This window comes from Bifidobacterium biavatii DSM 23969 (genome assembly GCF_000741165.1).
Lineage (GTDB): Bacteria > Actinomycetota > Actinomycetes > Actinomycetales > Bifidobacteriaceae > Bifidobacterium > Bifidobacterium biavatii.
The window spans coordinates 16,917-31,512 of record NZ_JGYN01000044.1 but is presented as its reverse complement, the minus strand read 5'-3'; the positions used below and the strand labels follow the sequence as shown (position 1 = coordinate 31,512).

At 64.9% G+C, this 14,596-nt stretch carries 11 protein-coding genes and 1 pseudogene; 9 read left to right on the top strand and 3 right to left on the bottom strand.

Annotation, left to right across the window (positions count from 1 at the left end):
- Positions 1-2,042: pseudogene (locus tag BBIA_RS12610) on the bottom strand (DNA gyrase/topoisomerase IV subunit A); the annotation flags it as partial.
- A 184-nt stretch (positions 2,043-2,226) separates the two neighbouring features.
- On the opposite strand from BBIA_RS12610, the gene BBIA_RS12605 reads away from it, so the two are divergent.
- Positions 2,227-3,489 carry an alkaline phosphatase family protein gene (locus BBIA_RS12605; RefSeq protein ID WP_033492064.1) on the top strand — a complete coding sequence of 421 codons (1,263 nt, stop codon included), beginning with the start codon at positions 2,227-2,229 and terminating at the stop codon, positions 3,487-3,489.
- A 73-nt stretch (positions 3,490-3,562) separates the two neighbouring features.
- Here the strand turns inward: BBIA_RS12605 and sepH are convergent, their stop codons facing one another.
- Positions 3,563-4,675, bottom strand: a complete 1,113-nt coding sequence (gene sepH / locus BBIA_RS12600; protein WP_033492066.1) for a septation protein SepH — start codon at positions 4,673-4,675, stop codon at positions 3,563-3,565.
- 148 nt (positions 4,676-4,823) lie between these two features.
- Here sepH and BBIA_RS12595 point away from each other — a divergent pair, with 148 nt between their 5' ends.
- The 5 genes from BBIA_RS12595 (at position 4,824) to BBIA_RS13580 (ending at position 10,040) form a co-directional block, all read left to right on the top strand.
- Positions 4,824-5,117, top strand: coding sequence for a DUF4193 domain-containing protein (locus BBIA_RS12595; RefSeq protein WP_033492068.1), 294 nt, complete (start codon positions 4,824-4,826; stop codon positions 5,115-5,117).
- Positions 5,117-5,596, top strand: coding sequence for a dUTP diphosphatase (gene dut, locus BBIA_RS12590; protein ID WP_033492070.1), 480 nt, complete (start codon positions 5,117-5,119; stop codon positions 5,594-5,596). Before BBIA_RS12595 ends, dut begins: the two co-directional genes overlap by 1 nt.
- Positions 5,597-5,685: 89 nt before the next feature.
- A complete protein-coding gene (locus tag BBIA_RS12585) occupies positions 5,686-8,016 on the top strand; it encodes a RelA/SpoT family protein (protein ID WP_033492072.1) in 2,331 nt (776 codons plus the stop codon).
- A gap of 93 nt (positions 8,017-8,109) precedes the next feature.
- Entirely contained in the window at positions 8,110-8,646 is a 537-nt protein-coding gene (locus tag BBIA_RS12580) for a peptidylprolyl isomerase (protein WP_033492074.1), read from the top strand.
- 239 nt (positions 8,647-8,885) lie between these two features.
- Positions 8,886-10,040, top strand: coding sequence for a CPBP family intramembrane glutamic endopeptidase (locus BBIA_RS13580; RefSeq protein WP_051924074.1), 1,155 nt, complete (start codon positions 8,886-8,888; stop codon positions 10,038-10,040).
- A 94-nt stretch (positions 10,041-10,134) separates the two neighbouring features.
- Here the strand turns inward: BBIA_RS13580 and BBIA_RS12570 are convergent, their stop codons facing one another.
- Entirely contained in the window at positions 10,135-10,968 is an 834-nt protein-coding gene (locus BBIA_RS12570) for a Cof-type HAD-IIB family hydrolase (protein ID WP_033492154.1), read from the bottom strand.
- A gap of 334 nt (positions 10,969-11,302) precedes the next feature.
- Here BBIA_RS12570 and BBIA_RS12565 point away from each other — a divergent pair, with 334 nt between their 5' ends.
- The 3 genes from BBIA_RS12565 to BBIA_RS12555 all read left to right on the top strand — a co-directional run bounded on the left by BBIA_RS12565 (position 11,303) and on the right by BBIA_RS12555 (position 14,524).
- The gene (locus BBIA_RS12565; RefSeq protein WP_033492078.1) at positions 11,303-12,451 is read left to right on the top strand and encodes a M20 metallopeptidase family protein; all 1,149 of its coding nucleotides are present in this window, start codon (positions 11,303-11,305) and stop codon (positions 12,449-12,451) included.
- 78 nt (positions 12,452-12,529) lie between these two features.
- Positions 12,530-14,227: an NAD+ synthase gene (locus tag BBIA_RS12560; RefSeq protein ID WP_033492079.1), complete on the top strand. Its 1,698-nt coding sequence runs from the start codon at positions 12,530-12,532 to the stop codon at positions 14,225-14,227.
- A 78-nt stretch (positions 14,228-14,305) separates the two neighbouring features.
- A complete protein-coding gene (locus BBIA_RS12555; RefSeq protein WP_033492081.1) occupies positions 14,306-14,524 on the top strand; it encodes a hypothetical protein in 219 nt (72 codons plus the stop codon).
- Positions 14,525-14,596 lie beyond the last annotated feature (72 nt).

Genomic DNA, 14,596 nt, shown 5'->3' with positions numbered 1-14,596 from the left:
CCACGCCGTTCAGCGTGCCGGTCATCGCCACGGCGGCGACCACGCGCTCGCCGGGCACCCGGATCGGTGCTTTCGGTCAATCCCAGCAGTTCGTTCGCACGAATGCCGCCCGTCGTGCTCAGCGTGTCGGACGCGGCCAGGGCGGGCAGTTCGACCGCATGCGCGAGCACGAGTCGTCCCGCCGACGTGATCAGACCGTACGACGAACGCGTCGTCGTACGGAAAATCGACGTAATCTGATCGTCCGGCTTGCGTGCGTCCGCGGCGGAGCGCGACTCCCACACGTCCCAGGCGGCCGGCGACGTGCGCGCGATCAGACCGGAGGCGCTCAACATCACCACGCACGGCTCGTCGTCGATCTGCAGCGCGGCGGCCGTCGCGTTCTCCTCGCCGGCCTTCTTAGCGGCCGCGGTCGCCGCCGCCACGTCCGCCGCGGCCGACGACAGCTTAGTCGCGGTGCGGGCCGCCTCCAGCGCCGCCGTCGACGCCGTGTCGTCGCCGTGCGCCGTCACCGGGATCAGCGTGCCGTCCTCGCCCTCGTCGAGCAGCACGGTGCGACGAGGCGAACCGTACGTCTTGACCGCCGCGTCCATCTCACGCACCACCACGCGGTCGAGCTCCTTGTCCGAAGCGAGAATGCGCTCCAACTCCTCGATGCGCTGCTTCAAATCGTCGCGTTCGGCCTCCAGCTCGATGCGACTCATCTTCGTCAGGCGGCGCAGACGCAGGTCGAGAATGTACTGCGCCTGAATGTCGTCCAAGTCGAACACCGCGATCAGGCGAGACTTGGCCGCATCCGCGTCGTCGGACGTGCGGATCACCTGAATCACTTCGTCGATGTCGATCAGTGCGAGCAGCAGGCCCTCGACCAGATGCAGCCGCTCCAGCGCCTTCTTGCGGCGGAACTCGCTGCGCCGGCGCACCACCACGCGGCGGTGGTCGATCCACACCTGCAGCAGCTCCTTCAGGCCCATCGTGTGCGGGCGGCCATCCACGAGCGCCACGTTGTTGATCGTGAAATTGTCCTGCAGCGGCGTGTGGCGGAACAGCTGCGCCAGCACCGCGTTCGGATCGAATCCGGTCTTCACCTCGATCACGAGACGCGTGCCGTTGTGACGGTCCGTCAGGTCGATCGCGCCCGAAATGCCCTCCAGCTTGCGGTTCTTCACGCCTTCGGAAATACGCTCCAGCACGCGCTCCGGGCCGACCATGAACGGCAGTTCAGTTACCACGATCGCCTTTTTGCGCGCGGTCACGTTCTCGATATGCGTCTTCGAACGCGTGGTGAGCGTGCCTCGGCCCGTCGCATACGCTTCGCGGATGCCGTCGCGGCCGATCACGATGCCGCCGCCCGGCCAGTCCGGACCCGGCACGTAACGCATCAGCTCCTCAAGCGACGCGGTCGGATACTTCATCAAATGCTTGGCCGCCGCCACGACCTCGCCGAGGTTGTGCGTGGCCATGTTCGTCGCCATGCCCACGGCGATGCCCGAACCGCCGTTGACCAGCAGGTTCGGAATCGCGGCCGGCAGCACGGTCGGCTCTTTGAGCTTGTTGTCGTAGTTCGGCGTGAAGTCGACCGTGTCCTCGTCGATATCCGCGTTCATGCCGAGCGCTGCGGGAGCCAGACGGGCCTCCGTATAACGCGAGGCGGCCGGGCCGTCGTCGAGCGAGCCGAAATTGCCGTGGCCGTCCACCAGCGGCAGACGCATCGCGAACGGCTGTGCAAGACGCACCATCGCCTCGTAGATCGCCGAATCGCCGTGCGGATGCAGCTTGCCCATCACCTCGCCGACCACGCGCGCCGACTTCATGTACGCGCGATCCGGCATCAAGTTCATTTCGCCCATCTGGTAGACGATGCGCCGCTGCACCGGCTTCAGACCGTCGCGAGCGTCGGGCAGGGCGCGCGCGTAGATCACCGAATACGCGTATTCGAGGAACGACTTGCTCATCTCCTCGTTCAACGGCGTTTCGACGATATGCTCCTTGACCGTGCGAAGGTCATAGGCTGCTGATGCCGGCTTGCGATGTGATGCCATGCGTGCGCGCTCCCACTGGTCGATTGCGGACAAACGGACGGAATAACCGGACCATGATACCGAACCCGTGCGAACATCCGTGCGACGATCACGCCCCGGCGACACCTGACGACGCTAGGTGACGCGTGCCCGCAGCCGCTCCAATCCGACACGATGTTCACCCCACGGTGATTGAATGGGACGCATGAGTGTGGATGTTCCGGACATGAGCGAACTGCTGAAACTGACGCCGACGGCGCGATACGGCGATGCCGTACCCGACCGTGCGGCCGTTAACGATTCCGGCGTAACCGGCGCATCCGACGCGCGCGGGGGAGCACTCCACCTGTCAGCCATCCTGCCGGCCGTGTCCGCCGCCATCGGCCATCCGATCGACACCGCCGTCCATCGTGATCCGCAAGCGTTGCAGCATGCACTCGGCCTGCCCGACGCGGCCAGCGCGATCGTCGTGCTCGTCGACGGACTCGGCTACTGGAATCTCGCCATGCGGCTCGGCCACGCGCCCTACCTGCGCTCGCTGATGAACGAGCCGGCCAACCAGCGGCCGATCGCCACCTGCGCGCCCAGCACGACGGTCGCCGCAATGGCCACATTCGGCACCGGCACCTGCCCGGGACTGACCGGCATGGCTGGATACACGCAGCTCAATCCGATCACGGGCAAGCTATCGCAGCTCATTCAATTCACCGACGCGATCCCGCCGTCTGACCTGCAGCGCCAGCCCACCGTGTTTGAACGCCTCGCCCTGCGCGGCGTGCACGTCACCAGCTGCGGCCTGCCGAAATTCAAGGATTCGCCGTTGACCGAAGCGGCATTGCGCGGACCGGCCTACGTCGGCGGCGTCACGCCGCGCGACCGGCTGCTCGCCGCCTGCGACGCCGCAAAGACGCCGGGCCTGACCTATCTGTACATCCGCGATGCGGACAAGACCGGGCACTCCTACGGTTGGGATTCGGACAAGTGGATCGGCGTGTTCGAGCGCATCGACGCGCAGTTGGCCGCGCTCAAACGCAACGCGCCGCACGGCACGCTGATCGTCATCACCGCAGACCACGGCATGATCACGACCGATCCGGACCAGCGCATCGACATCGCCGAAGAGCCGCAGTTGAGCCGCGGCGTGCGCGTGGTCGGCGGCGAGCCGCGCGCGCTCATGCTGTATGCGGAAGAGGAGGAGTCGGCCGAAGATATCGCGCAGCGCTGGCGCGAACGATTGGGTGGTCTTGCGTTGGTGCGCACGCGCGACGAGGCGATCGTGCAGGGCTTGTTCGGTCCGGTCGACGATCGTGTGCGTCCGATGCTCGGCGATGTGCTTGTCACGGCCGGCGAGTCGGTCACCATCGTCGACTCGCGCACCCAGTCGGACAAGGCCACGCACCTGCCGAGCGTGCACGGCTCGCAAAGCATGCTGGAATCCGATATTCCCTGTCTGATCGACGTGGCCTGAAACGGCGGGAAAGGGCAGGAGCGCGGCCTGCATGACGCGGGCTGTCAGCTGGTCGAGCGGGCGCGCTCCGCGTTTATTCGCCGAACAGAATTTCATCCCACGTCGGCACCGCGGAACGGCCCGACCTGCGCTTGGCCGGCTTGTTCTGGGCGGATTGCGCCGGCTGCGATGCGGCGACGCCGTCCGTATGCCCGTTGTCCGGTGCTGCGGCGGATGCCGTTGCATCGTCGTGCGCGGCGTCGTCTGCCGATGACGGAGTGTCCGGTGCGTCCGCGGCGACCGATGTAGGGGAGACAAGCTGTTCCGACGGCTGCCGCGGAACGATTTCGCCGTTTTCGGACGCGGCGGACGGCATGGTCGGCGCGACGATCGACGGCAGGGTCTGTCCGGTCGTGCCGGGCGTCGCAGGATTCCCGTTCGACGGGACGGTTGCGGACGATCCCGCCGCGGCACCCGTGGCAGGCGCCGCGTCCTGCGCCATGTTCCATTCGGATACCGCGCGTTCGATGCGCGCCGAGCGGATCGAATCCCCGGGCAAATTCAGTTCGATCGCGAACCCGTCGTCCTCGTCGGTCGGCAGGGAAGCGCCCTGCGCGCCGAGATTCTGCTCGCCGAGCAGTTTCTTCGCCGCCGAGTTCAGACACACGACCGCGTTGTCATGCATGTTCCACGTCCATTCGGCGCGCACCGCGTGTCCGGACGACATGAATCGCGCGGTGATCCGCCACGGTTCCAATCCGCGGCGCGTGGCCTGCCAGTTGAGCGTCTCCATGCCGATGCGCGCCGAGGCGAGCGTGCGTTCGATCAGTTCGGAGACCGTGCGCATGTGGCTTTCTTTCGGAGCGGGGACGATCAGGAACTGTTCGATCGCGTACTGCTTTTCCGTTTCCACCGCGGACGAGAAGCGCCGGACCAGTGCCTCGCTCAGGTTGTAGCGTTCCGCGACACGCGCGGGATCGGCCCCGGCGCGAATCAGCGACTGGATCTGCGAAATCGGCAGCGTGCTCACGTTCTGCGGCTGCGCGCTGCGCTGCGATTCGGAACGGATCTGCTTGGCTTCGAGAATGGCGCGCTCCAGCGTGTCGTCGACGGTGACGGCGAACCGCAGACCACCGGCCGAGAACACCAGATTGCCTGCTCCGTCGACATGGTCGAATCGGGCTTGCTCCAGCGGATTTTCAGGCATGTGCGCACCACTTTCCCTCATCGAGTAATACCGTAACCATTGTGCCTTACGTGTCGTATTTTACGAGTATTTCGACCCGCGTATCCTAAGCCGGGCAAAAGTCATGTATCCTATGGCGCAGAAGAACCACATTCGAGAAAGGAACACGATGGCTCAGGATTACGATTCCCCTCGCAACAAGGACGAGGACGAGGAGTCGCTGCAGGCGCTCGGCAAGGGATCGCAGAACACCTCCAGCGACATCGACGATGACGAGAACGCCATCGCCGAGGACTATGAGCTGCCCGGTGCGGACCTGAGCAACGAGGACGCCTCGGTGACCGTCATCCCGATGCAGGGCGACGAGTTCATCTGCTCCGAATGCTATCTGGTCAAGCACCGCAGCCAGCTGGCCTACACCACCGAAGACGGCCAGCCGGTGTGCAAGGAGTGCGCCGCCTGATGGCGATCGACGAAACGTACAACGAGCCGGAAACTGTTGAGGTGCTGGTCAAGTCTCTCAACCCCGATTACCCGGCTGAGCTGTTCTACGCCCACGCCGGAGACGCCGGCGCCGACCTCGTAACCACCGAAGCGGTCGAACTCAAGCCGTTCCAGCGGGCGCTGGTGCCCACCGGGGTGGCCATCGCCCTGCCTGCCGGCTACGTCGGTCTCGTGCACCCGCGCTCCGGCCTTGCCGTCAAGCGCGGCGTTACCGTGCTCAACGCTCCCGGCACCATCGACGCCGGTTATCGCGGCGAGATCAAGGTGCCGCTGATCAACCTTGATCCCGAGCACACGGTGGAGTTCCAGCCCGGCGATCGCATCGCCCAACTGGTCATCCAACGCTACGCCGAGGCCCGGTTTATTCCGGCCGAAACGCTGCCCGGCTCGGACCGAGCCGAGCGTGGCTTCGGATCCACCGGCGTCGCTTCGAAATAGGCGCGGCGCACCGGCGGACAGAGGTACGATTAGCGCGCGCGACGCGGCAAACGAGGTAGGATATCCTCATTACACGAGAGAGGTGGATCATGGCTAACGCTGAAGGCGACTATAGCGCGGCACGCATGTTGGGTTGTGAAATCAGCGATGATCCGCTCAACCCCCTCAAGCCGATCGTCGAATCCTGCAGGGCGCACCATCCGCAGGAGGATCTGTCCATCCTCGAGCGCGCCTACCGCCGCGCGGTCACGCAGCACGCGCCGCAGCGCCGCAAGTCGGGCGAGCCGTACATCATCCATCCGCTCGCTGTTGCGCAGATCCTCGCCGATCTCGGCATGGGACCGCTCGTCGTGGCCGCCGGCCTGCTCCATGACACCGTGGAAGACACCGACTACACGCTCGACCAGTGTCGCGCCGAGTTCGGCGACACCGTCACCGGACTCGTCGATGGCGTGACCAAGCTAAGCAAAATGGAGTACGGCGATTCCGCGCAGGCCGAGACGATCCGCAAGATGGTCGTCGCGATGAGCCGCGACGTGCGCGTGCTCGTCGTCAAGCTCGCCGACCGCGTGCACAACGCGCGCACATGGCGGTACGTGAAGACGTCCGGCGCGCAGAAGAAGGCGCGCGAAACGCTCGACGTGTACGCGCCGCTGGCCAACCGCCTCGGCATGAACGCCATCAAGACCGAGCTCGAGGAACTCAGCTTCAAGGTCCTCTACCCGAAGATTTACAACGAGATCGTCGTGCTCGTCGCACGCCGCGCAGGCCAGCGCAACGTGTATCTCAAGCAGATTCTGGCCGAGATCAACGAGGATCTCGACGCGCAGCACATCAAGGCATATGTGACCGGCCGACCGAAGGACTATTTCTCGATTTATCAGAAGATGATCGTGCGCGGGCACGATTTCTCCAACATCTACGATCTGGTCGGCGTTCGCATCATCGTCGACACAATTCAGGACTGCTACGCCGCACTCGGTGCGGTGCACGCGCGGTGGAGCCCGGTTCCCGGACGCTTCAAGGACTACATCGCCATGCCGAAGCTCAACATGTACCAGTCGCTGCACACGACGGTCGTGGGTCCGGGCGGCAAGCCGGTCGAAATCCAGATCCGCACGTGGGACATGCACCGCCGGGCCGAATTCGGCATCGCCGCGCACTGGAAGTACAAGGCGAACGGGCAGGCCGGCCGCGCGCTGAGCTCGCCGGACAAGTCCGACATCAAGCGCGACGGCGAAGCCCAGGAGCTCAGCGAGGCCGACAACCTCAAGTGGATCCAGCAGTTGGCCGACTGGACGAGCGAAACGCCCGACTCCAAGGAGTTCCTCGGCTCGCTCAAGGAGGATCTCGGCGCGGCCGAAGTGTACGTGTTCACGCCGAAGGGCAAGATTGTCTCCCTGCCGGCCGATGCAACCCCCGTCGACTTCGCGTACGCGGTGCACACCGAGGTCGGCCACCGCACGATGGGCGCGCGCGTCAACGGCCGTCTCGTGCCGCTCGACACCCGGCTCGAAAACGGCGACACTGTCGAGGTGCTCACCTCCAAGTCCGACACCGCAGGGCCGTCGCGCGACTGGCTGAGCTTCGTCAAAAGCCCCAAGGCGCGTAACAAGATCCGCCAGTGGTTCTCCAAGGAGCGCCGCACCGAGGCCATCGAGGAGGGCCGCGACGAGCTGACGCGCGCCATGCGCAAGCGCAACTTGCCGATCGCCACGCTGCTTACGCCGGGCGCGCTGGTCGGCGTGGCCGACGAACTCAACTGTTCCGGCGTCGATAACCTGTTCGCCGCCATCGGCGACGGGCAGATCTCCACACAGAACGTCATCGCGCACCTCGTCAAGGACGCTGGCAGCGACGAAGTCGACGAGGAAGTGGAGCAGGAGGCCCTGCCGCTGCGGCAGGTCGAATCGGCGAAGAAGACCACGAGTTCACTCGGCGTGTCCGTCAAGGGCGTGGGTGACGTGTGGGTCAAGCTTGCCCGCTGCTGCATGCCCGTGCCTGGCGACAAGATCATCGGCTTCATCACGCGCAACCAGGGCGTGTCCGTGCATCGCACCGACTGCCAGAACATGCTCGACCTCGAGCGGCGTCAGCCCGAGCGTGTCGTCGACGTGCAGTGGACCAGCACCAAGGGCCTGTTCATGGTCAAGATCCAGGTGGAGGCGCTCGACCGCCAGCACCTGCTCTCCGACATCACCCGCGTGCTGGCCGACCACGGCGTCAACATCATCTCCGGCTCGCAGACCACCGGCCGCGACCGCGTCGCCATCAGCCAGTTCAGCTTCGAAATGGCTGATCCGCAGCATCTGAACCGTCTTTTGGCCGCCGTGCGCAAGATCGACGGCGTGTTCGATGTGTACCGCATCACCGGCACCAAGGAATCGCAGGAGCCGCGGCTGCGCAAGATGCAGGACTAGCGTTCCGCCTTCCCGCCCCGTCTCGTCGTCCGTCAGCTCCCGGCCGCGTGGTTTCCGCCGCCCGGTCGGGAGCGTCTGCCACACTGGTGCGCTATGAGTACCATCGTTATGCACACCTCCGAAGGTGACATCAAGACCAACTTGTTCGACGACGAGACCCCGGTCACCGTCAAGAATTTCCTCGGCCTCGCCACCGGCGAAAAGGAGTGGACGGACCCGTTCACCGGCCAGCCGTCGCACGAGCCGTTCTACAACGGCCTGACGTTCCACCGCATCATCAAGGACTTCATGATCCAGGGCGGCTGCCCGCTTGGCAACGGCACCGGCGGCCCGGGCTACGACTTCGACGACGAGATCGTCCCTGATCTCAAGTTCGATCGCCCGTACCTGCTTGCCATGGCGAACGCCGGCCTGCGCCGCGGCCGCGACGGCAAGATCCACGGCACGAACGGCTCGCAGTTCTTCATCACCACTGTGCCGACCCCGTGGCTTGACGGCCATCACACGATTTTCGGCGAGGTCGCCGACGACGAGTCCAAGAAGGTCGTCGACAAGCTCGAAGCGCTGCCGACTGACCGTTCCGACGCGCCGCTCGAACCGGCCGGCATCCTGTCGGTCGACGTGCTGTGACGTTCTGCTGTCGTCGTTGCGTTCGCGCGCATAGCTGACGTTGTGTGATGTGGCCTCTCCCGACAAGGAGAGGCCACAATCATATACGTCCCGCATTCTCCGTTTGTTTGTCGTTTGTTTGCAGTCCGTTCGTCGACACATGATGACAGCCGCCGGCGTGTTGGCGAGGTCCGTGCTGTACTTGGAGTACGGCATATACGCGGTATGACGCGTATACAGCGTACGAGAAGGGACTCATCATGAGCAATGTCATCCCGCCATCGTCCGACACGCCTCCGTCGGCGTCGTCTGGACAATACGATCCGTCCGATTCTTCTGCAACACCGTCGTTGCAGCCGTTGCCGGGATCATCGCCGCAACCGCAGCGCGCGGAAGCGGCCCGCCTCCATCATCTGCTGCTCGGCGACACGCTGTCGATCCGTCAATACGATCTGCTCACCGACGATCATCCCCACCGTTGGTACGATCCGCGGGAGCCACTGCGATGCCGCGCATGGTCGCGCGGCATCGCGTTCGTCGGCATCCTGCTGGGAATCATGCTTGCCGTGTCGTTCGTCGGCGTCGTCGTGATTACCCTGAACACGATGGCTTCCGGAGCGTCGGCGGCGAGCCTGAGCGTCGATATCACGTCGATGAGCACCTCCTCGCCGATGATCATGCTCAGTTCGACCGCCGAACTGATCGCGGCCGTCGCGGCGTATCTGATCGTCACGCTCGTCATGGAACGGCGTCGTCCGCCGGTCGAATTGTCGCCGCGGCGCGCGTTCGGCGCGATTCGCGGCATGATCGCCGCGTTCGCGTGCATTGCGGTGTGCGTCGGCGTGATCGCACTGTTCGGCGGCTACCGGATCGTCGGCTTCGATCCGGATTACAGTCCGTGGGCCGACCTGCTTACGCTGGGATTCACCGCCGGCATCGCCGAGGAGATCATGATGCGCGGCATCCTGCTGCGGCTCACCGAGGAATCACTCGGGTCATGGGGTGCGGTGATCCTGTCCGCGTTCGTGTTCGGCATCATCCACTGGTTCAACCGGGACGGCACGCTGTGGGGCGGTCTCGCGATCGCCATTGAGGCTGGCCTGCTGTTCGGTGCGATCTATCTGGCCACGCGCTCGCTGTGGTGGTGCATGGGATTCCACTTCATGTGGAATATCGCGGAGGGGCCGATTTTCGGTTCGATCGTGTCCGGCAACGGCGAACAGCATTCATGGCTGGTCGCGCAGTGGAACGGTCCCGCATGGCTGACCGGCGGCTCGTTCGGACTCGAGGCAAGCATCGTGCCGGTCATCCTGCTCGGCGGCATCGCCGTCGCAATACTCGTCCATTTGCAGCGGCTTGGCCTGATGATCGAACCAATCAAGGACCGCAAACGCCGGTTTGGCATTCCGGCGTGACAGCTGCCCGTGCGCCGCATGCATGATGACGGGCGTATGCGTTGGGGAGTGGATGGTCCCGAACGCATACGCCCGTCGCGTATCGTCTGCGGTTTTACAGAATGCCGAAATGCAGCAGCGCGTTCATGATGCCGTCGTGGTCGACGTCGTCGGTGATGTAGTCGGCCGCGGCCTTAGCTGGCTCGGTCGCGTTGCCCATCGCGACTCCGATGCCGGCGAATTCAAGCATCGTCGCGTCGTTGCCGCCGTCGCCGAACGCGATCGTCTGCTCGCGAGTCCAGCCGTAGTGGCGCATGAAACGTTTCATGCCTTCCGGTTTGCCGCCGTCGGCCGGGATCAGGTCGGTGAAGTCGGGATGCCAGCGCACTCCCTTGACGTTGCGACACAGTGCCGTTACCTCGGACTCCTGTTCGAGGGTGATGTACGGGCTGATCTGGAACGTCTCGTGCTCGAGCGTGCGCGTGTGCGGATCGTCGATGTGCACGGCCGGTGCCGTCTTGCCCAGCTGCGCCCAGGTGCGGCGCATCGAATCGGTGACCTGGTTGAAGTACACGTAGTCCTTTTCGCAGAAGTTCGCCACCACGTCCGGGTGTGCGTCCAGCCAGCCGATCACCGTGGCGATGTCATCCGGCTCAAGCGACTCCTTTTCGAGGAATCCGCTGTCATCGAAGCAGTATTGGCCGTTCAGGCCCACGATGCCGTCGAAGTGCACGGGGATCATGTCGAGCACCACCGTCATGTGGGAGGGGGCGCGGCCGGTGCAGATGAACACCTTGACGCCGCGATCCTGCAGCATGTGCAGCGCGCGGACGGTCGAGTCGGGGATTACGTGCGTGACGAAGCTGGTCAACGTGCCGTCGATGTCGAAGAACGCGGCGCGGATGTCCCGTGCCACGGATGCGCCGTGAATCGTGTCCGTCATGGTCATGGCCAAACCTCCGCCCGTTTCGCGCGTGCGTGCGCGCCGTTCCAACGTTACGCTCCCAGTGTAATGACCGGCGATGATACGAACGGACCAGCCGCGTCGTGCGTCGTACCGTCGGCCGGCGCAATCGCCGGATGCGACCGTCGGACGCATCGTCGAACGCGTTATAAGCAACGCGTATAAGCGAACGGCAGGAGGCTGCGGGCGAACGGCGTAAGGTAGCAGGCAGACGACGCGGCCGGCCGAGCTGCTCGCCGTACTGCGCTAGCACCCTTCGGCGCAGCGGCAACGGGCATTGCCGGACGCGAACGAACGCCAACGAGAACGGAGTACAGCCATGAGCGAACACATCACCGCAGGCGACGACCTGATCGCCATCCGCCACTATTTGCACCAGCATCCCGAACTGAGTTTCAAGGAATACGACACCACTAAATATCTGGCCAAACAGCTGCGCGAACACGGCATCGAGGTGCTCGACAGCGGCCTCGACACCGGACTTGTCGGACTGATCGAAGGCACGAAGCCCGGCCCGCGCATCGCGCTGCGCGCCGACATCGACGGTCTGCCCATCCACGAGGACACCGGCCTGCCGTTCACCTCGCTCAACGACGGCGTGATGCACGGCTGCGGCCACGACCTGCACATGTCCGGCCTGCTCGGCGCTGCATTCTGGCTCGCCGAACACCGCGACCGGATCGCCGGCAGCATCAAGATTCTCTTCCAGCCCGCTGAAGAGCAGGGCATCGGTTCGCGCGAAGTGCTCGCCGCCGGCGTGCTCGACGACGTGGAGGCGATCATTGGCACGCACAACAACCCCAACTACAAGCCCGGCGAAATCGCCATCGGCCCCCAGCCGATGATGGCTGGCTGTGTCAAGTTCGATGTGACCCTGCACGCGCAGGGCACGCACGGCGCCTACCCGCAGAAGGGCACCGGCCCGATCGAGGCGCTCGCCTCCATGATCCTGTCGCTGCAAACCATCGTCAGCCGCAACGTTTCCCCGCTGCACGCGGTCGTGCTGTCCATCACCGCCGTGCGCGGCGGCGACGTGTGGAACGTGATCCCCGCCGAAGCCGGATTCAAGGGCACCGTGCGCTTCTTCGAGAAAACCGACGAGCCGCTGGTCCATGGCCGTTTCGAAACCGTGGTCAACAACACGGCCGCGGCGTACGGCATCAGCGCCGACATCGACTGGGACTGCATCCAGCAGCCGCTCGTCAACGATCCTGAACTCGGCGAGGCCGTCGCCGGCGAGGTCGGCGACTACGCGACGCTCAAGCCGATCATTCCGAGCATGGCGGGGGAGGACTTTACCGAATATGTTGCCAAGTCGCGCCTCGTGTTCGCGTTCATCGGCTCCAACGGCGAGCCGGGGTGCGCCGACTGGCACAGCCCGCACTTCGTCGGCCTTGATGCGGCCGTCGAACCGACCGTGAACTTCTACGTCAACGCCGCGCTCAAGGTGCTCGACGAACTCGCCTGACCCGGCCGGCCGCGCGGCACGGCGGAACAACCGTGCCGCGCCGGCGCGAACTACACCCGGCGAACTACACTTGGCAGCATGACACAGATTCGCTTCGCACTCGCCCAAATCGACACCTGCGTCGGGGACCTCGACGGCAACGCCGACAAGATTATGCGCTACGCGCACCTCGCCGCACAGCGGCACGCGCAGGTCGTCGTCTTCCCCGAAATGACGCTCACCGGATACCCCATCGAGGATCTGGCATTGCGCCGCACGTTCCGCCAGGCCGCATGGGATAAGGCCAACTGGCTCGCCACCGAACTCGAAGCCAACGGGCTCGGCGACCTGTACGTGGCCGTCGGCACCGTCGGCACCGACCACGCCTCCGACAAGCCGCGCAACCGCATGGTCGTACTGCACGACGGCGTCGTCTGGGCCGGCTACGACAAGCACTTCCTGCCCAACTACGGCGTCTTCGACGAATTCCGCATCTTCGCCGCCGGCGACAAATCCGTCGTGCTCGACATCGACGGCGCGCGCATCGGCGTGGCCATCTGCGAGGACATCTGGCAGGACGGCGGTCCCGTCGCCGACCTCGCGAAGCGCGGCATCGACGTGCTCATGACCATGAACGGCTCGCCGTACGAGGAAGGCAAGACGCACGTGCGCCACGAACTCGCCGCACGTCGCGCCGCCGAAGTGGACGCCCCGGTCATCTACGTCAACCAGGTCGGAGGCCAGGACGACCTCGTCTTCGACGGTGGTAGCTTCGTTGTCAACCGCGACGGCACCATGCTCGAACGCTCGCCGATGTTCATGGAACACCTGAGCTTCTTCGACCTTGACACGAATGCCGAACGGCAGGCTCCCGGCGAAATCGCATCCGAACTCGACCCGGACGAGGAGGTGTACACCGCCTGCGTACTCGGGCTCAAAGACTATATGGCCAAGAACCGGTTCCGTGGCGTGTGCCTCGGCCTGTCCGGCGGCATCGACTCCGCGCTCGTGGCCGCCATGGCCGCCGACGCGGTGGGCGGCGAAAACGTGCAGGGCATCTCCATGCCGAGCATGTACTCGTCCGACGGCTCCAAGGACGACGCGGCCGACCTCGCCAAGAACATCGGAGCCAAATACGACGTGCAGCCGATCGAACCGCTGTTCAACGCCTACCAGCAGCAGCTCGACCTCGACGGCGTCGCTGCCGAAAACCTGCAGGCGCGCATCCGCGGCGTCATCGTCATGGCCTACTCGAACTCCAAGGGTCTACTCGCGGTGGCCACCGGCAACAAGTCCGAGCTGGCCTGCGGATACTCGACGATCTACGGCGACGCGGTCGGCGGCTACGCGCCCATCAAGGACCTGCTCAAGACGCGCGTGTGGGAGCTGAGCCGCTGGCGCAACCGCGCGGCCGCCGCCGGCATGGGCATCGGCGGGCTGCACATTGTCGGCAACGAGCAGGGCGACCCCGGCAAGCCGCTTGAGGATGGCGTGATGATCCCGGTCAGCTCGATCGAAAAGGCACCGAGTGCCGAACTGCGGCCCGGCCAGAAGGACTCCGACTCGCTGCCCGAATACGAGCTGCTCGACAAGGTGCTCGCCGCGTACATTGAACACGCGCACGGCCGCGCCGACCTGCTGGCCGACGGATTCGACGAGAAAACCGTGGACACCGTGATGCGACTCGTGGACCGCGCCGAATGGAAGCGCCGCCAGTATCCGCTCGGGCCGAAGGTCACCGCGCTCGCGTTCGGCCGCGACCGTCGCCTGCCGGTGACGAACGCGTTCCGCGAGTAACGTTTGCAACATGGTTCGGCCGCGCACGTTCCCGATCGAGGGCATGTGCGCGGCCGTTTGACGAAGAAGGAGTGATTGATGACCGACAAGGAATGGTATTTCAACACCGTCACCGAGCAGCCGGAGCTGGGCAAGCTCTCGCCGATCGGACAGCGCATGGGACCGTACAAGACCCGTCAGGACGCGATTGACGCATGGAAGATCGCCAAGGAGCGCAACACCGTGTGGGACGAGCAGACGCGCGAATGGGACGGATGGGGGTCCGGTTCCGCATCCGGTGGCGGTTCGGCCGCATAAACGCGGCGGTGGGCCCCGTCATGGGCTTCTTGGTTTGCGATGCGGGATCGCTCGTGAACGGTAACGATCAAA